General features: G+C 60.1%; 15 protein-coding genes and 1 pseudogene. 11 read left to right on the forward strand and 5 right to left on the reverse strand.

Annotation, left to right across the window (positions count from 1 at the left end):
- Positions 1 to 166 precede the first annotated feature (166 nt).
- The 9 genes from AC1D1M_RS14950 to AC1D1M_RS14990 all read left to right on the forward strand — a co-directional run bounded on the left by AC1D1M_RS14950 (position 167) and on the right by AC1D1M_RS14990 (position 9,773).
- Positions 167 to 1,477, forward strand: coding sequence for an ABC transporter substrate-binding protein (locus AC1D1M_RS14950; protein ID WP_477776234.1), 1,311 nt, complete (start codon positions 167 to 169; stop codon positions 1,475 to 1,477).
- Between the two features lie 157 nt (positions 1,478 to 1,634).
- A complete protein-coding gene (locus tag AC1D1M_RS14955) occupies positions 1,635 to 2,561 on the forward strand; it encodes a carbohydrate ABC transporter permease (RefSeq protein WP_477776235.1) in 927 nt (308 codons plus the stop codon).
- A gap of 8 nt (positions 2,562 to 2,569) precedes the next feature.
- The gene (locus tag AC1D1M_RS14960; RefSeq protein ID WP_477776236.1) at positions 2,570 to 3,400 is read left to right on the forward strand and encodes a carbohydrate ABC transporter permease; all 831 of its coding nucleotides are present in this window, start codon (positions 2,570 to 2,572) and stop codon (positions 3,398 to 3,400) included.
- A gap of 77 nt (positions 3,401 to 3,477) precedes the next feature.
- Positions 3,478 to 4,581: an ABC transporter ATP-binding protein gene (locus AC1D1M_RS14965; RefSeq protein WP_477776237.1), complete on the forward strand. Its 1,104-nt coding sequence runs from the start codon at positions 3,478 to 3,480 to the stop codon at positions 4,579 to 4,581.
- 16 nt (positions 4,582 to 4,597) lie between these two features.
- Positions 4,598 to 6,070 carry a mannitol dehydrogenase family protein gene (locus tag AC1D1M_RS14970; RefSeq protein WP_477776238.1) on the forward strand — a complete coding sequence of 491 codons (1,473 nt, stop codon included), beginning with the start codon at positions 4,598 to 4,600 and terminating at the stop codon, positions 6,068 to 6,070.
- 184 nt (positions 6,071 to 6,254) lie between these two features.
- Positions 6,255 to 7,751, forward strand: coding sequence for a xylulokinase (gene xylB / locus AC1D1M_RS14975; RefSeq protein WP_477776239.1), 1,497 nt, complete (start codon positions 6,255 to 6,257; stop codon positions 7,749 to 7,751).
- A gap of 13 nt (positions 7,752 to 7,764) precedes the next feature.
- The gene (locus tag AC1D1M_RS14980; protein ID WP_477776240.1) at positions 7,765 to 8,709 is read left to right on the forward strand and encodes a carbohydrate kinase family protein; all 945 of its coding nucleotides are present in this window, start codon (positions 7,765 to 7,767) and stop codon (positions 8,707 to 8,709) included.
- Positions 8,710 to 9,019: 310 nt separating this feature from the next.
- Positions 9,020 to 9,286, forward strand: coding sequence for a DUF2790 domain-containing protein (locus AC1D1M_RS14985; RefSeq protein WP_477776241.1), 267 nt, complete (start codon positions 9,020 to 9,022; stop codon positions 9,284 to 9,286).
- A 91-nt stretch (positions 9,287 to 9,377) separates the two neighbouring features.
- Positions 9,378 to 9,773, forward strand: coding sequence for a hypothetical protein (locus AC1D1M_RS14990; protein WP_477776242.1), 396 nt, complete (start codon positions 9,378 to 9,380; stop codon positions 9,771 to 9,773).
- On the opposite strand, the gene AC1D1M_RS14995 is transcribed toward AC1D1M_RS14990, so the two are convergent.
- Positions 9,770 to 10,036, reverse strand: a complete 267-nt coding sequence (locus AC1D1M_RS14995) for a DUF1652 domain-containing protein (protein ID WP_477776243.1) — start codon at positions 10,034 to 10,036, stop codon at positions 9,770 to 9,772. The genes AC1D1M_RS14990 and AC1D1M_RS14995 overlap by 4 nt on opposite strands.
- Positions 10,037 to 10,318: 282 nt before the next feature.
- On the opposite strand from AC1D1M_RS14995, the gene eco reads away from it, so the two are divergent.
- A complete protein-coding gene (eco, locus tag AC1D1M_RS15000) occupies positions 10,319 to 10,801 on the forward strand; it encodes a serine protease inhibitor ecotin (protein WP_477776244.1) in 483 nt (160 codons plus the stop codon).
- 69 nt (positions 10,802 to 10,870) lie between these two features.
- Here eco and ilvA read toward each other — a convergent pair.
- The 4 genes and pseudogenes from ilvA to lpxO all read right to left on the reverse strand — a co-directional run.
- Positions 10,871 to 11,866: pseudogene (ilvA, locus tag AC1D1M_RS15005) on the reverse strand (threonine ammonia-lyase, biosynthetic); the annotation flags it as partial.
- Positions 11,867 to 12,073: 207 nt separating this feature from the next.
- Positions 12,074 to 13,237: a PQQ-dependent sugar dehydrogenase gene (locus AC1D1M_RS15010; RefSeq protein WP_477776245.1), complete on the reverse strand. Its 1,164-nt coding sequence runs from the start codon at positions 13,235 to 13,237 to the stop codon at positions 12,074 to 12,076.
- Positions 13,238 to 13,304: 67 nt separating this feature from the next.
- Positions 13,305 to 13,652 carry a hypothetical protein gene (locus tag AC1D1M_RS15015; RefSeq protein ID WP_477776246.1) on the reverse strand — a complete coding sequence of 116 codons (348 nt, stop codon included), beginning with the start codon at positions 13,650 to 13,652 and terminating at the stop codon, positions 13,305 to 13,307.
- 152 nt (positions 13,653 to 13,804) lie between these two features.
- A complete protein-coding gene (gene lpxO, locus AC1D1M_RS15020; RefSeq protein WP_477776247.1) occupies positions 13,805 to 14,704 on the reverse strand; it encodes a lipid A hydroxylase LpxO in 900 nt (299 codons plus the stop codon).
- Between the two features lie 471 nt (positions 14,705 to 15,175).
- Here lpxO and AC1D1M_RS15025 point away from each other — a divergent pair, with 471 nt between their 5' ends.
- Positions 15,176 to 16,762, forward strand: a complete 1,587-nt coding sequence (locus AC1D1M_RS15025; protein WP_053160048.1) for an ABC-F family ATPase — start codon at positions 15,176 to 15,178, stop codon at positions 16,760 to 16,762.
- The last annotated feature ends 95 nt before the right edge of the window (positions 16,763 to 16,857 follow it).

The raw sequence follows: 16,857 nt of genomic DNA on the forward strand, positions 1-16,857 counted from the left end.
ACAGCGCCAAACTTCAGTGCAAAAAAGTATCAATTGAAGTGCGATGGATGATTTGTCTCACCTGCCATTGAAGGATGTAATCAGCACAGATTCTTCCTGCCTTCGGAAGACACAAAAACAATAACTGTCCTTCTGTATCCCGCCGGGTGCAGAAAAGGAGTGCACGATGCAACCTTCGGTAAAAGCTCTGCTTGCCCTCACCTGCATGACCCTCAGCAGCGTCAGCCTTGGCGCACAGACCCTGACCATCGCCACCGTCAACAACAGCGACATGATCCGCATGCAAAAGCTCTCGAAAACCTTCGAGGCCGCGCACCCGGACATCAAGCTCAATTGGGTGGTACTCGAAGAAAACGTCCTGCGCCAGCGCCTGACCACCGACATCGCCACCCAGGGCGGGCAGTTCGATGTGCTGACCATCGGCATGTACGAAGCCGCACTCTGGGGCGCCAAGGGCTGGCTGGAGCCGATGAAGGATTTGCCGGCCAGCTATGCCCTCGACGACGTGTTTCCGTCGGTGCGCGAAGGCCTGTCAGTGAAAGGCTCGCTGTACGCCCTGCCGTTCTACGCCGAAAGCTCGATTACCTATTACCGCACCGACCTGTTCAAGGACGCCGGCCTGAGCATGCCCGAGCGCCCGACCTGGGAGCAGATCGGTGAGTTCGCCGCCAAACTGAACAAACCCGGGCAGGAACAGTACGGCATCTGCCTGCGCGGCAAGGCTGGCTGGGGCGAGAACATGGCGCTGGTCAGCACCGTGGCCAACGCCTATGGCGCGCGTTGGTTCGATGAGAAGTGGCAGCCGGAATTCAACGGCCCCGAGTGGAAAAACGCGCTGAACTTCTACGTCGACACCATGAAGAAATCCGGCCCGCCGGGTGCGTCGAGCAACGGTTTCAATGAAAACCTGGCGTTGTTCAACAGCGGCAAATGCGCGATCTGGGTCGATGCCAGCGTCGCCGGTTCGTTCGTCACCGACAAGACCCAGAGCAAGGTCGTCGATCACGTCGGCTTTACCTACGCGCCGCACCAGGTCACCGACAAGGGCTCAGCCTGGTTGTACTCCTGGGCGCTGGCCATTCCGACCAGTTCCAAAGCCAAGGACGCGGCGAAAACCTTCAGCGCCTGGGCCACCTCCAAAGAATACAGCGCACTGGTCGCGGAAAAAGACGGCATCGCCAACGTGCCGCCGGGCACCCGGGCCTCGACCTACAGCGAGGCGTACATGAACGCCGCGCCGTTCGCCAAGGTCACGCTGGAATCGCTCAAGGCCGCGGACCCGAGCAAGCCGGGCGCCAGGCCGGTGCCTTACACCGGTATTCAGTTGGTGACCATTCCCGAGTTCCAGGGCATTGGTACACAGGTCGGTAAGTCCTTTTCTGCTGCGCTGATCGGCCAGACCACGGTGGACCAGGCCCTGGCGGCGGCCCAGCAAACCACTGAACGCGAAATGAAGCGCGCGGGTTATCCCAAGTAACCCCGTATCCAGTGTGGGAGCGAGCTTGCTCGCGATGAGGCCATGACATTCAACAGTGATGTTGGCTGACAGATCGCTATCGTCGGAACGCCGCCCGGAGCAAGCTCGCTCCCACAGTTGATCTTCATATGCCTGTAATTAATCGGTTCTGATCACCATGAATACATCAACTGCAAAAGCTCACATGGACATTGCCCAACCCCAGCGTAAAAGCCGCGTGACCAATCCCGGCTGGTTTCTGGTCAGCCCTTCGGTGGCATTGCTGCTGTTGTGGATGATCGTACCGCTGGGCATGACCCTCTACTTCTCGACGATCCGCTACAACTTGCTCAATCCCGGCGAGAACGCATTCGTCGGGCTTGAAAACTTCACCTACTTCCTCACCGATTCGGGCTTCCTGCCCGGCGCCAGCAACACACTGCTGCTGGTGGGCAGCGTGCTGCTGATCAGCGTGGTGTTCGGCGTGCTGATCAGTGCGTTGCTGGAGGCCAGTGAGTTTTTCGGTCGCGGCATCGTGCGGGTGATGCTGATTTCACCCTTCTTCATCATGCCCACTGTCGGCGCGCTGATCTGGAAGAACCTGATTTTCCACCCGGTGTCGGGGATTCTCGCCTACGTCTGGAAGCTGTTCGGCGCGCAACCGGTGGACTGGCTGGCGCACTACCCGCTGCTGTCGATCATCATCATTGTCTCGTGGCAATGGCTGCCGTTCGCGATCCTGATCCTGATGACCGCCATGCAGTCCCTCGACCAGGAACAGAAAGAAGCCGCGCGCCTGGACGGTGCCGGGCCTGTCGCAATTTTCTGGCACCTGACCTTGCCACACCTTGCGCGGCCGATTGCGGTGGTGGTGATGATCGAAACCATCTTCCTGCTCTCGGTGTTCGCCGAAATCTTCACCACCACCAACGGCGGCCCGGGCTACGCCTCGACCAACCTCGCCTACCTGATCTACAACCAGGCGCTGGTGCAGTTCGACGTAGGCATGGCCTCGGCGGGCGGCCTGATCGCCGTGGTCATCGCCAACATCGCCGCGATCATCCTGGTGCGGATGATCGGCAAAAACCTGACCGACAAAGCCTGAGGCCCGCCATGACTCTTCAACAATCCCGTCGCCTGCAAAGCCTGCTGCTCGGTACGTTGGCCTGGGCCATCGCGATCCTGATCTTCTTCCCGATCTTCTGGATGGTACTGACCAGTTTCAAAACCGAAATCGATGCCTTCGCCACGCCGCCGCAGTTCATCTTCATGCCGACGCTGGAGAACTACCTGCACATCAACGAACGCAGCGACTACTTCAGTTTCGCCTGGAACTCGGTGGTGATTTCCTTCAGCGCCACGGCCCTGTGCCTGCTGATCGCGGTGCCGGCGGCCTACTCCATGGCGTTCTACGAAACCCAGCGCACCAGAGGCACGCTGCTGTGGATGCTCTCGACCAAAATGCTGCCGCCGGTGGGCGTGCTGATGCCGATCTATCTGCTGGCCAAGAGTTTTGGCCTGCTCGACACGCGGATCGCGCTGATCGTGATCTACACGCTGATCAACCTGCCGATCGTGGTCTGGATGATTTACACCTACTTCAAAGACATTCCCAAGGACATCCTCGAAGCCGCACGCCTGGATGGCGCAACGCTTTGGCAGGAAATGGTCCGGGTGTTGCTGCCCATCGCCAAGGGCGGTCTGGCGTCCACGGTGTTGCTGTCGCTGATCCTGTGCTGGAACGAGGCGTTCTGGTCGCTGAACCTGACGTCGTCGAAAGCCGCACCGCTGACCGCATTGATCGCCTCGTACTCGAGCCCCGAAGGGCTGTTCTGGGCCAAGTTGTCGGCCGTCTCGACCCTGGCCTGTGCGCCGATCCTGATCTTCGGCTGGATCAGCCAGAAACAACTGGTGCGCGGCCTGTCGTTCGGCGCCGTGAAATGAAGATCGCCGACCGAATGCGCTCCCACAAAAAAGCCCACCCGGTTCAATCGAATAAATACAAACGGAGGCCCATCACCATGGCCAACCTGAAAATCAAGAATCTGCAAAAAGGCTTCGAAGGTTTTTCCATCATCAAGGGCATCGACCTGGAAGTGAACGACAAGGAGTTCGTGGTCTTCGTCGGCCCGTCGGGCTGCGGTAAATCCACGCTGCTGCGGCTGATCGCGGGGCTGGAAGAAGTCAGTGGCGGCACCATCGAGCTCGATGGTCGCGACATCACCGAAGTGAGCCCGGCCAAGCGCGACCTGGCGATGGTGTTCCAGACCTACGCCCTGTACCCGCACATGAGCGTGCGCAAAAACATGTCGTTCGCCCTCGACCTGGCCGGCGTGGCGAAAGCCGAAGTGGAGAAAAAGGTCGGCGAAGCGGCGCGCATCCTCGAACTGGGGCCGATGCTGGAGCGCAAGCCCAAACAACTGTCCGGCGGCCAGCGCCAGCGCGTGGCGATTGGCCGGGCTATCGTGCGCAACCCGAAAATCTTCCTGTTCGACGAACCGCTGTCCAACCTCGATGCCGCCCTGCGCGTGCAGATGCGTCTTGAACTGTTGCGACTGCACAAAGAACTGCAAGCCACGATGATCTACGTGACTCACGATCAGGTCGAAGCGATGACCATGGCTGACAAAGTTGTCGTACTCAATGGTGGAAAAATCGAGCAAGTCGGCTCGCCGCTGGACCTCTATCACCAGCCGGCCAACCTGTTTGTCGCAGGGTTTCTGGGCACACCGAAAATGGGCTTTCTCAAAGGCAAGGTCACACGCACCGACAGCCAGGGCTGCGAAGTGCAACTGGACGCCGGAACTCGCATCAGCCTGCCCTTGAGCGGCAGGCATCTGAGCGTCGGGAGTGCGGTGACGCTGGGCATCCGCCCCGAGCATCTGGAGCTGGCCAAACCGGGCGACTGCACCTTGCAGGTCACCGCCGATGTCAGCGAACGCCTGGGTAGCGACACGTTCTGCCACGTCCTGACTTCGTCCGGTGAAGCCCTGACTATGCGCGTTCGCGGCGATCTGGCCAGCCGTTACGGCGAAACCCTGAGCCTGCACCTGGACGCGCAACACTGCCATTTATTCGATGCCGACGGCGTGGCGCTGACCCGCCCGCTGCGCGTTGCTGCCTGATTTCAGAGAGCCTGCGATGAAACTGAACAAACAGAATCTCAACCGTCTCGCGCCTGAAGTGGTCCTGCCCGCCTACGCGTTGGGCGATACGCGCCAAGGCATTGCGCATATCGGCGTCGGCGGTTTCCATCGCGCCCATCAGGCGTTTTACACCGATGCGCTGATGAACACCGGAGAAGCGCTGGACTGGGCAATCTGTGGTGTCGGACTGCGCGCCGAGGACCGCCGCGCCCGTGACGATCTCAAGGACCAGGACTACCTGTTCACCCTGTTCGAACTCGGCGATAGCGACGACACCGAAGTGCGGGTGATCGGCGCACTGCGCGACATGCTGCTGGCCGAGGACGATGCCCAGGCGTTGATCGTCAAACTGGCGAGTCCCGAGATCCGCATCGTCTCGCTGACCATCACCGAAGGCGGTTATTGCATCGACGACAGCACTGGTGAGTTCATGGCGCACTTGCCGCAGATCCAGCATGACCTTGCGCACCCGGATGCGCCAAAAACCGTGTTCGGTTTCCTCTGTGCCGCGCTGGCCAGGCGCCGCGCGGCTGGCACAGCGGCGTTCACCCTGATGTCCTGCGATAACCTGCCGCACAACGGCGCCGTCACCCGCAAGGCCCTGCTGGCCTTCGCCGCCTTGCTCGACAGCGATTTGCACGACTGGATCGACGCCAATGTCAGTTTCCCCAACGCCATGGTCGATCGCATCACGCCGATGACCAGCACCCGGCACCGCCTGCAACTGGCCGACAAGCACGGGCTGGACGATGCCTGGCCGGTGGTCTGCGAACCCTTTGTGCAATGGGTGCTGGAAGACAAGTTCGTCAACGGTCGCCCGGCCTGGGAAAAGGTCGGCGTGCAGTTCACCGACGACGTCACGCCCTACGAAGAAATGAAGATCAAGCTGCTCAACGGCAGTCATCTGGCGCTGACGTACCTCGGATTCCTGAAGGGTTACCGTTTCGTCCACGAAACCATGAACGACCCACTGTTCGTGCGCTATATGCGTGCCTACATGGACCTGGACGTAACCCCGCAACTGCCTCCGGTGCCGGGAATCGACCTGAGCGAGTACAAGGACACCCTTGTGGCGCGCTTCTCCAATCAGGCGATTGCCGATCAGCTTGAACGGGTGTGTTCGGACGGCTCGTCGAAGTTTCCGAAATTCACCGTGCCGACCATCAACCGTTTGATCGCCGATGGCCGCGAAACCAAGCGAGCAGCGTTGGTGGTGGCGGCGTGGGCGTTGTACCTCAAGGGCGTGGATGAGCAGGGCGAGACCTATGCGATTCCCGACCCGCGCGCAGCGTTCTGCCAGGCGCTGGTGGCCGATGACGTGCTGATTACCCAGCGTTTGCTGGCGGTCGAGGAGATTTTTGGTACGGCGATTGCGCGCTCGCCGGAGTTTGTCGCGGCGTTCGAGTGGTGCTGCAACAGTTTGCGCGAGGTGGGTGTATCGCGGACGTTGGAGCGGGTGCTGGCTTGAGTCTTGAGGTGAAGGTGCTGCCGTCATCGCGGGCAAGCCCGCTCCCACAGGAGTCTTCAGCGGACGCAAATTTTGTGTGCAACAACAAACCCTGTGGGAGCGAGCTTGCTCGCGATGGCGGCCGGACAGTCAGTAGAGATGCTGAATGCTCAACGATATCGACCCGACGATCCAAGGATCCTGCATGACAACCCAACAACACTTCCTCGGCATCGACTGCGGCACCCAGGGCACCAAAGCCATCATCCTCGACGCAACCAGCGGTGAGGTGCTCGGCCAGGGAGCGGCCAGCCACAGCATGATCAGCGCTGCCAATGGCCGCCGTGAACAGGATACCCAGCAGTGGCTGGAAGCCTTCGCCACGGCCACCCGCCGCGCGTTACTTGCGGCTAAGGTCGATGGCCAGTCGATTCTCGGCATTGGCGTGTCCGGCCAGCAGCATGGCCTGGTGTTGCTCGACGATCAGGGCCAGGTGCTGCGTCCGGCCAAACTCTGGTGTGACACCGAAACCACCCCGGAGAATGACCGCCTGCTGGCCCACCTGGGCGGCGAAAAGGCTTCGCTGGAACGCCTCGGCGTGGTCATCGCGCCGGGCTACACCTTGTCAAAGCTGTTATGGACCAAAGAGCAGCATCCCGAGGTGTTCTCCCGCATCGCCCGCATTTTGCTGCCCCACGACTACCTCAACCATTGGCTCACCGGCCGCAGTTGCAGCGAATACGGAGATGCCTCGGGCACGGGCTACTTCAACGTTCGAACCCGTCAATGGGATTTGCAATTGTTGCGTGACATCGACCCGAGCGGACGCCTGCAAGCCGCCCTGCCGGAGCTGATCGACGCCCACCAGGCGGTCGGCACGATTCTGCCGGGCATTGCCGGACACCTGGGCATCAACCCGCGGGCACTGGTGGCCAGTGGCGGCGGCGACAACATGATGGGCGCCATTGGCACCGGCAACATCCAGCCCGGTGCAACCACCATGAGCCTCGGCTCGTCGGGTACGGTGTATGCCTATGCCGATCAACCGAACGTCGCCGCGGATGCTGCGGTCGCCACGTTCTGTTCTTCAAGCGGTGGCTGGCTGCCTTTGATCTGCACCATGAACCTGACCAATGCCACCGGACTGGTTCGTGACCTGCTGGACCTCGACATCGATCAGTTCAACGCGCTCGTCGCCCAGGCGCCGATCGGTGCCGAAGGTGTGAGCATGCTGCCGTTCTTCAACGGCGAGCGGGTGCCTGCCCTGCCCCATGCCAGCGGTAGCTTGTCAGGCCTGACCATGACCAACCTGACTCGGGCCAACCTGTGCCGCGCGGTGGTCGAAGGCACGACGTTTGGTTTGCGTTACGGACTGGACCTGTTACGCCGCAATGGCTTACAAAGCCGCAGCATTTGCCTGATCGGCGGCGGGTCGAAAAGCGCGGTGTGGCGGCAAATCGTCGCCGATACCATGAACACGCCCGTGATCTGCACCGAACAAAGCGAGGCCGCGGCCCTGGGTGCGGCGATTCAGGTGGCCTGGTGCGTATCCTGGGCGAACGGGAGCGAACACAGCTTGGCGGACTTGTGCGAGCGCTGCGTGAAACTCGACCCGGCCAGTGAAACCCTGCCGGTCGCCGACAATGTACAAGCCTGTCAGCAGGCGTATGAACGCTATCAACAGCATGTCGCAACCCTTTGAAGAGTGAACAACTATGTACCTGGTGTGTGGCGAAGCGCTGTTCGATTTTTTCAGTGAAAACGACGCCAGCGGTCTGGCTTCCAAAGTGAATTTCAAAGCCATTGCCGGTGGCTCGCCGTTCAACGTGGCGGTGGGCTTGCGCCGATTGGGCGTGGACGCGGCGCTGTTGGCCGGGCTATCCACCGACTACCTGGGACGACGCCTGCTGCAAGTGTTGCAGGATGAAGGCGTGCGCCCGGACTTCCTGCTGGATTTTGCCGCGCCGACCACCCTGGCGATGGTCGCGGTCGGGGCCAATGGCTCGCCGCAGTACAGCTTCCGTGGCGAAGGCTGCGCAGATCGACAATTGCAACCGGAGCACTTGCCGACACTCGGACCTGAGGTACGCGGCCTGCATATCGGCTCGTTTTCCCTGGTGGTGCAGCCGATTGCCGACACGCTATTGGCACTGGTGCGCCGGGAAAGCGGCAAACGCCTGATCAGCCTCGACCCGAACGTGCGCCTGAACCCGCAACCGGACATTGACCTGTGGCGTAAACGGATCGCGACGCTGGTGGAACTGGCCGACCTGATCAAGGTCAGCGACGAGGACCTGCATCTGCTGTATCCCGATCAGGATCCGGCGCAGGTGATCGAAGGCTGGTTGCAACACCGCTGTCAGCTGGTGTTCCTGACCCGGGGCGGCGAAGGCGCGACCGTGTTCAGCCGGGCTCATGGTTCGTGGTCGGCTCCCGCCCGTCCGGTAAAAATCGCCGACACCGTGGGTGCGGGCGATACCTTTCAGGCGGCGCTGATTACCTGGCTGACTGAACAGCAGCTGGATTCGGTGGAGGGTGTAAAGCAACTTGGCCGCGAGCAGATCGACAACATGCTGAAGTTCGCGGTGCAGGCGGCGGCGCTGACGTGCAGCAAGACCGGGCCGGATTTGCCTTATCGGCAGCAGTTGGAGTTGCGCTGACACTGATGTCCTCATCGCGAGCAAGCTCGCTCCCACAGGGTTCCGGGTCGTTCACAGCATTTGTGTCCACCCTCTGGCACCATGGGAGTGAGCCTGATCGCGATGACTTTCTATCAGGCGCCCGATGGTCTTAACTGATACACAGGATCGCGCATCGCGACAGGCGGCGTTTAGCCGGGTTAACCCTCGTTTAACCGTGCGGTCCAACACTTCACTGGACCGCACGCCCTCAGACTGTTCTGACGCCCAGTGCGGCAAGTTCGACAAGCCACACATCGAACTGACTTTCCGTCCGCACCGGAGATCGCTGATGAACACTCGCACCCTGCTGGTTACCGCCGCCCTCGCCTGCACCGCGTTTGCCGGTCTGGCTCAGGCCAATGACACCGCAACCTCTCAAGCCGTGCCGTATCACTACGGCATGCCATTGCATGTCAGCAAAGTGATTTCACTGACCGAGCCGGACACCCTGGAGTGCAAAGTGGTAAATGCCGAAATGAAGTACATCGATGACACGGGAAAACCCGCAGAAATTACCTACCGTAAACTTTCCGACGCCTGTGAGAACCAGGGCTGACCGAAAAGTCTGATTTGGCACCAGGCGGTATTCCTTTGAGGGTTGCGGCGCTATGCTCTAGCGCCTCCCTCTCTGCCCGCAAGGATTTGCCATGCAGTTGTCCTTTCGCACACTGTCGACGTTTACCGCCGCCTTATGTCTTTTGCTGAGCCTGGTCTGGGGCTTGGCACCGCAATGGTTACTGACGTTCTGGGATATCGAGTTTTCATTCGCGGCGGAATTGGTCGCGCGACGCACCGCCGTGCTGTTTGCGGCGTTTAGCGTAATCTCTTGTCTGGTTCGCAACGCGCCCCCTTGCGCAACCCGCAATGCGCTGGGCCTCGGTTTCGTCGTCGGCTGTTGGGGATTGGCGGTGCTGGGTTTTGCCGAATGGCTCGCCGGCCATGTCGGGCCTGGCATGTTGCTGGCGGTCGGGGTTGAACTGGCGCTGGGCCTGGCGTTCTTCCAGACCCGGCGCGTGTCGGTGGAACTCGAAACCGCAGGTTAAAGCGCTTTGCCCAGCATCGAGTGCGGCTCGACCTCGACGTGATGCTGTCTGGAACGCAGTTGGGCAATCAACTCGTTGATTTCCCGACACCCATTGAGCCCGGAAGCATCGATGCCGGTGACCAATAGATCCAGGTGATCGGTTTGCCCGTCGGCATAGACCTTGACGGTCATCGACAGATCCGGTGATAGCGTGCACTGGCAGCGCTTGGGTAGAAAACTGCTTTCGATGATATTGCGAAGTTCCAAGGCAGAAAGAAACATGGCGACTCTCTCCTATGTGAGACTGCCAATAACGGTCAATGCTCGCTCATATGAAATCCCGGCAAGCTTCAAGGACAGCTACAGCATAAATCATGTCCTGAGTTTCGCTGTGCAGCTCATCGGCAATTCATGGGTTTAGGCAAGACACCCGTGAAGCCTGTCATGCAGTTTGCAATAAACACACCTTGTAACCTTGCCATTTGCATGCTGGGGGCTGCGGGTTTGCTTTCACTGCACACGGCAGTGAGAATGCCGCCCTTCACTTCAAGCAAGGAGGCAACCATGAGTTCTTTGACCACAAACGCGACGCTCGGGCTCTTCGCTCTCGGACTGTCGGGCTTGGCACACGCCGCCAAACTCGAAGACACCGCGCCCTATCCGAAGGCCGAAAGCGGGTTTACCCGTCAGGTGATTCACCTCGCGCCACAGACCCGGGAAGGCGACTTCCAGGTCGAGATCCTGGCCGGCAAAACAATGACCGTAGACTGTAATCGCCCCCGTCTGGGCGGCATTCTCGAGGAGAAGAACCTCGAGGGTTGGGGCTACCCGTTCTATCGCCTGGAAAAAGTCATCGGCCCGATGAGCACGCTGATGGCCTGCCCGGACGGCACCAGCAAACAGGATTTCGTACCAGTGGTCGGTGACGGTTTCCTGCTGCGTTACAACAGCAAGCTGCCGCTCGTGCTGTACGTACCCAAGGACATCGAAGTGCGCTACCGAATCTGGTCGGCGTCGAACAAGATCGAGAAAGCCATTCAGGAATAACCCGGCAATCCGGCAGACCCTCGCGGCGTCCGCTGGCGGCCTGCTCGATCGTCATGCCGGTGCACCACTCAGCGCGGCGCGCTCGGCCACATGTCCCAGGCTGTCGAAATTGATGTTGGCACCCGAGTCGATGGCGACCAGGGTCTGACCACGAGCCCCGCTCCGTGCCACGTACTTCTTGATTCCGGCCACCGCCAGCGCGCCGGAAGGTTCGGTGATCGAGCGGGTATCGTCGTAGATATTCTTGATCGCGGCGCAAAGCTCATCGTTGCTGACCGTCACCACGTCATCCACGCAATACCGGCAGACCTCAAACCCGTAAGCGCCGATCTGCGCCACCGCCACCCCGTCGGCGAAGGTGCCGACGCTGGGCAGGATAACTCGCTCACCGGCCAGCAACGCAGCTTGCAGGCACGCGGAATGCTCCGACTCGACGCCGATGATGCGCACCTCCGGCCGCAAGTATTTGACGTAAGCGGCGATGCCTGCGATCAGCCCCCCGCCACCCACCGGCACGAAGATCGCATCCAGTGGTCCTTGATGCTGGCGCAGGATTTCCATGGCCACAGTGCCTTGTCCCGCGATCACGTCCGGGTCGTCGAAAGGCGAAACAAAGGTTCGACCGGTTTCCTCGGCCAGGCCCAGCGCATAGGCCAGCGCAAACGGAAAACTATCGCCGTGCAATACCGCATCGGCGCCGCGACTGCGCACCCCGATGACCTTCAGTTGCGGTGTCGTGCAGGGCATGACGATGGTGGCATTGATCCCCAGTTCCCGCGCAGCCAGGGCCACACCCTGTGCATGATTGCCGGCAGAAGCCGTGACCACGCCGAGAGCCTTTTGCGCTTTGCTCAGTTGCACCAGCTTGTTGTAGGCGCCGCGGATCTTGAAGGAAAAGGTCGGTTGCAAGTCTTCGCGCTTGAGCAGGACCTGGTTGCCCAAGGCTTCAGACAAGGCCGGCGCCGCTTGCAACGGCGTACGCACCGCCAGTTCATACACCGGCGCGGCAAGGATTTTTTTGACGTAGCGTTCAAGCAGGGCTTGCTGATCGGTTGTAAAACTCATCGTCGTCTCCTGACGTTGATCGGGGCCCCGGAGACAGAAAGTAAAAACCCGCCTCTAGGGCGGGTTGGGTGCTGCAGTCGTGAGCTAGCCCGCCAAATGAGGAATGGCGGTAATAATGCTTGGCTGGCAGCGCAATACGGTGGAAGTCATGGCTCGAAATTAGCCGGGCGGTGGTGGCAAGTCAATGGCAAATTTTTGTAGATGCCTTTAGTCAGCCGGCAACTTCAACCCGACCTTGTAAACGCCACCGTTCTCCTCATCGGTCAACACATACAAGTAGCCATCCGGCCCCTGCCGCACATCGCGAATACGTTTTTTCAGCTCCCCGAGCAAGCGTTCCTCGTGTATCACCTTGTCGCCATCGAACTCCAGGCGGATCAGCTCCTGGCTGACCAACGCGCCGATAAACACGTTGCGTTGCCAGGCCTTGAAACGATCGGCATCGTAGAACGCCATGCCACTCAGGCCCGGGGACTTCTCCCAGACATGGTTCGGGGCAACGGTACCTTCGACGGTATCCCCCCTGGCTTCGGGAATCGGTTGACCGGAGTAGTTGATGCCATGGGTCGCCAGCGGCCAGCCGTAATTCTTGCCACGCTCGATGATGTTGATTTCATCGCCGCCCAGGGGGCCGTGTTCGTTTTCCCACAGCGTGCCGTTCCACGGGTTGAGCGCCGCGCCTTGCGGATTACGCTGCCCATAGGACCAGATCTCCGGGCGCACGTTGGCCTGGCCGACAAAGGGGTTGTCCTTGGGCACCGTGCCATCCGGGTAGATCCGCACCACTTTGCCTTGCAGTTTGTCGAGGTCCTGGGCGGTCGGGCGGTCGTTGTTTTCCCCCAGGGTCACGAACAGGTAGCCGTCGCGGTCGAACACCAGCCGTGAGCCGAAATGGTTGCCGACCGAGAGTTTGGGTTCCTGACGCAGGATCACCTGGAAATCCTTGAGCGCCGTCATATCGTCGGAGAGCCGGCCGCGCCCCACCGCAGTACCGGCCTGGTTACCCTCGCCACCACCTTCGGCATAGGACAGATAGACCATCCGGTCCTGCTTGAAATCCGGTGACAACGCCACGTCCAGCAAGCCGCCCTGCCCCTTGGCCCAGACCGTTGGCACGCCATTGAGCGGTGCTGACAGCTTGCCGTCGGCAGTGACAAGGCGCAGGTTGCCGGGCCGCTCGGTCACCAGCATGCCTTTACGATCCGGCAAAAATGCCACGGCCCAGGGGTGCTCCAGCCCCGTCACGACTGGGGTCACTTCAAGGGTGCCTTCTTCGCTTTTCATCGTCTGGGTCGGCGCGGCAAGCACAGGGGCAGTGGCGCTGATCAATGCGCCGGCGCAGAGGGTTACCAGTAATGTTTTACGCAACATGCAGGATTCCTTTTCCGGTGAACATGAGGTCTGGTGAAAAGTAGCGGGCAGAGTTGATGCCTGCCACTCATCGGTTACTGGTGCCGGTGTCTCGTGGGGGAGGATTGGGAATGAATTTCGGTGGACTGGCAGGAGCGGTCCGCTCGGGATAGCGATTACCGATGCCACCATTGTCCAGCGTCGGCGAGCGCTGGACCGGCACGGTATTGGGTCCGCGTATGGCCGGGGCGCTGGGTTGAGTGCCTTGCATGCTGTTGGGGTTGGCCCGGTGAATCGGACTGTTGTAAGGGTTGCTGTGGGTGCTGCCAGGCAGGTTCTGGGCCAATTGCAACGAAGCGCAGGCATCGGCCTGGGCCAGAGGGCCCAGCACGCCACTCAAGGCCAGCGCAATGGCGCCAAACACGTATCGGTTCATGGGGTGCCTCTCTACGTCACGTGGTTAAGGAGTTCGATACCACGCTACGCCCGGGGTTCAGGTTTGTTAACCAAAAACTCCCCGGCAAGATTTACCACCAGGTTGAACCGGGCGGCGTTGCGACGATGACGCCAGCCGCCCGAACACACCGCTCAGATCAGAATGAAGACCACCAGCAATCCGGCGAAGATCGACCATTTTTCGAGGTAGTAAAGCGTGCGGTTGCGCCGTTTCAGTTGCTTACCGCGCAGGCGAACCTTGTAGATCTTGCTGAACAGCCGGTTGAGCCCGCCGGTCCTGTCGCCCGCCTCGTTCGGTGCACCTGCCGCCGACACGACATGGCGACTGAACCAGCGATTGAATGCCGCTACCCACCGATATTTCATCGGCCGCTCGACGTCGCAGAACAAAATGATGCGATTGTGCGGCGTGGTGTTCTCTGCGTAATGAATGTAGGTCTCATCGAACATCACCGCTTCGCCATCGCGCCAATGGTAGTTCTGGCCATCGACATTGATGTAGCAGCCGGCATCGTTGGGTGTTTCCAGGCCCAGGTGATAACGGTAGGAACCGGCGTACGGATCGCGATGGCGCACCAGTCTGGAGCCCGGGGGCAACTCGGCGAACATCGCCGCCTTGATCGAGCCAATGCCCTGCACGAGTTCGGTGGTACGCGGGCAGAGCTTCATGGCCGACGGGTGGCTGTCGCCATACCACTTGAGATAGAAGCGCTTCCAGCCGGTCTTGAAAAACGAGTTGAAACCGACGTCGTCGTATTGGTTCGAACGCTTGATTTCTCCGGTGTGAAGCAAGCTCCGACCTTCGGCACGAATTTCTTCCCAATGTGCCTGCAGCGGGCTCAGGTCGGGAAAATCGGCCGGGTCGAGATAAGGCTTGTTGGGGATTTTCGAAAACAGATAAAGAAAGCAATTGATCGGCGCCAGAAACGTCGAGTGATCACTCAACTGGCGACCCAGCTTATGGCGCACTTGACCACGCAGATGGACATACGCAATAGAAGCAACGTAGATAACGGCAATGATCAGCTTCACGGAAATCGTCACAGGTCGGAAGTAAACAAACTGCGCCCTCACGGGTCTTGTGCAGCGGTTGAATACGAAACAGTGGCCCTGTGGTGCCATCGAGCCACGGCGATAGTCGGCATCCGGCCGATGGATGGCATTTTAGCCACAGCTTGTAACCAATAGTTAACCTGCAACTGCGAAAATGTCTCCGCAAAATCCGCCAAAGCGTTGCAGTGGCCTCAACGCCCTATCGTTTAAAGAGCCAGACCAGTACAATCGCCGCCAAACTTTACGCGCCCCCAGGTTGAGAGCGGGAGAATCCCCTTTCAGCGCACGTCGACTCGGGCCAGGCGCGCCACATGCTGCTGTCCACTTAATGCCAGATGGATCTTCCACTGCCGATCGGGATGAATGTCCCGGGGTCCGGACAGTGGAAACGGGTACTGAACCGGTACTGCCGCAACCCTAGCTACTCTGAATGCTTCGCAGGAAAAACCTTTGATTTCTACAGCTAACATCACGATGCAGTTCGGCGCCAAGCCGCTCTTCGAAAACGTTTCGGTCAAGTTCAACGGTGGCAACCGTTACGGTCTGATCGGCGCCAACGGTTGCGGCAAGTCGACCTTCATGAAGATCCTCGGCGATGACCTCGAGCCGTCCGGCGGCCAGGTCATGCTGGAGCCGAACGTGCGCTTGGGTAAATTGCGCCAGGACCAGTTCGCCTACGAAGAATTCACCGTGATCGACACCGTGATCATGGGTCACGAAGAGCTGTGGAAGGTCAAGGCCGAGCGCGACCGCATCTATTCGCTGCCGGAAATGAGCGAAGAAGACGGCATGGCCGTGGCCGAGCTGGAAACCGAATTCGCCGAAATGGACGGCTACACCGCCGAATCCCGCGCCGGCGAACTGCTGCTGGGCCTGGGTATTCCCATGGAACAGCATTTCGGCCCGATGTCCGAAGTGGCTCCAGGCTGGAAACTGCGGGTTTTGTTGGCCCAGGCACTGTTCTCCGATCCGGAAGTGCTGTTGCTCGACGAACCGACCAACCACCTGGACATCAACACCATTCGCTGGCTGGAAACGATCCTCAAGGCGCGTAACAGCACCATGATTATCATTTCCCACGACCGTCACTTCCTGAACAGCGTGTGCACTCACATGGCTGACCTGGACTACGGTGAGTTGCGCCTGTTCCCGGGCAACTATGACGAGTACATGACTGCGGCCACCCAGTCCCGCGAGCAGTTGCTGTCGGACAACGCCAAGAAGAAAGCCCAGATCTCCGAACTGCAGACGTTCGTCAGCCGCTTCTCGGCCAACGCCTCGAAAGCCAAGCAGGCCACCTCCCGCGCCAAGCAGATCGACAAGATCCAGCTGGCCGAAGTCAAACCATCGAGCCGCGTGAGCCCGTTCATCCGCTTCGAACAGACCAAGAAGTTGCACCGCCAGGCCGTGACCATCGAGCAGATGTCCAAGGGCTTCGACGGCAAGACCCTGTTCAAGAACTTCAGCTTCACCGTCGAAGCCGGCGAGCGCCTGGCGATCATCGGCCCGAACGGTATCGGCAAGACCACCCTGCTGCGCACCCTGATGGGCGAGCTGACCCCGGACGCCGGTTCCGTGAAGTGGACCGAGAGCGCGGAGCTGGGCTACTACGCCCAGGACCACGCCCATGACTTCGAAGACGACGTCAGCCTGTTCGACTGGATGGGCCAGTGGACTCAGGGCGAGCAGATCATTCGCGGCACCCTGGGCCGCATGCTGTTCTCCAACGACGAGATCCTCAAGTCGGTCAAGGTCATCTCCGGTGGTGAGCAAGGCCGCATGCTGTTCGGCAAGCTGATCCTGCAAAAGCCGAACGTACTGGTGATGGACGAACCGACCAACCACCTGGACATGGAATCCATCGAGGCGCTGAACCTGGCGCTGGAGAACTATCCGGGCACGCTGATCTTCGTCAGCCACGACCGTGAGTTCGTATCGTCCCTGGCCACCCGCATCATCGAGTTGAGCCCTAACGGCGTGACCGATTTCAGCGGCACCTATGACGACTACCTGCGCAGCCAGGGTGTGGTGTTCTAAAGCAGCTACAAGCGTTTAGCTGCAAGCTTCAAGTGAAAAGCCCTGTCCTGGTGACGGGGCTTTTTGCATTCCGGGCCAAGGTTTCTTGTTGGTGC

This window comes from Pseudomonas sp. P1_F7 (assembly GCF_056405655.1).

Excerpts from the sequence above, each read along its gene's own strand:
- AC1D1M_RS14950 (WP_477776234.1), top strand. The coding sequence starts at position 167 with ATGCAACCTTCGGTAAAAGCTCTGCTTGCCCTCACCTGCATGACCCTC.
- AC1D1M_RS14955 (WP_477776235.1), top strand. The coding sequence starts at position 1,635 with ATGAATACATCAACTGCAAAAGCTCACATGGACATTGCCCAACCCCAG.
- AC1D1M_RS14960 (WP_477776236.1), top strand. The coding sequence starts at position 2,570 with ATGACTCTTCAACAATCCCGTCGCCTGCAAAGCCTGCTGCTCGGTACG.
- AC1D1M_RS14965 (WP_477776237.1), top strand. The coding sequence starts at position 3,478 with ATGGCCAACCTGAAAATCAAGAATCTGCAAAAAGGCTTCGAAGGTTTT.
- AC1D1M_RS14970 (WP_477776238.1), top strand. The coding sequence starts at position 4,598 with ATGAAACTGAACAAACAGAATCTCAACCGTCTCGCGCCTGAAGTGGTC.
- xylB (WP_477776239.1), top strand. The coding sequence starts at position 6,255 with ATGACAACCCAACAACACTTCCTCGGCATCGACTGCGGCACCCAGGGC.
- AC1D1M_RS14980 (WP_477776240.1), top strand. The coding sequence starts at position 7,765 with ATGTACCTGGTGTGTGGCGAAGCGCTGTTCGATTTTTTCAGTGAAAAC.
- AC1D1M_RS14985 (WP_477776241.1), top strand. The coding sequence starts at position 9,020 with ATGAACACTCGCACCCTGCTGGTTACCGCCGCCCTCGCCTGCACCGCG.
- AC1D1M_RS14990 (WP_477776242.1), top strand. The coding sequence starts at position 9,378 with ATGCAGTTGTCCTTTCGCACACTGTCGACGTTTACCGCCGCCTTATGT.
- AC1D1M_RS14995 (WP_477776243.1), bottom strand. The coding sequence starts at position 10,036 with ATGTTTCTTTCTGCCTTGGAACTTCGCAATATCATCGAAAGCAGTTTT.
- eco (WP_477776244.1), top strand. The coding sequence starts at position 10,319 with ATGAGTTCTTTGACCACAAACGCGACGCTCGGGCTCTTCGCTCTCGGA.
- AC1D1M_RS15010 (WP_477776245.1), bottom strand. The coding sequence starts at position 13,237 with ATGTTGCGTAAAACATTACTGGTAACCCTCTGCGCCGGCGCATTGATC.
- AC1D1M_RS15015 (WP_477776246.1), bottom strand. The coding sequence starts at position 13,652 with ATGAACCGATACGTGTTTGGCGCCATTGCGCTGGCCTTGAGTGGCGTG.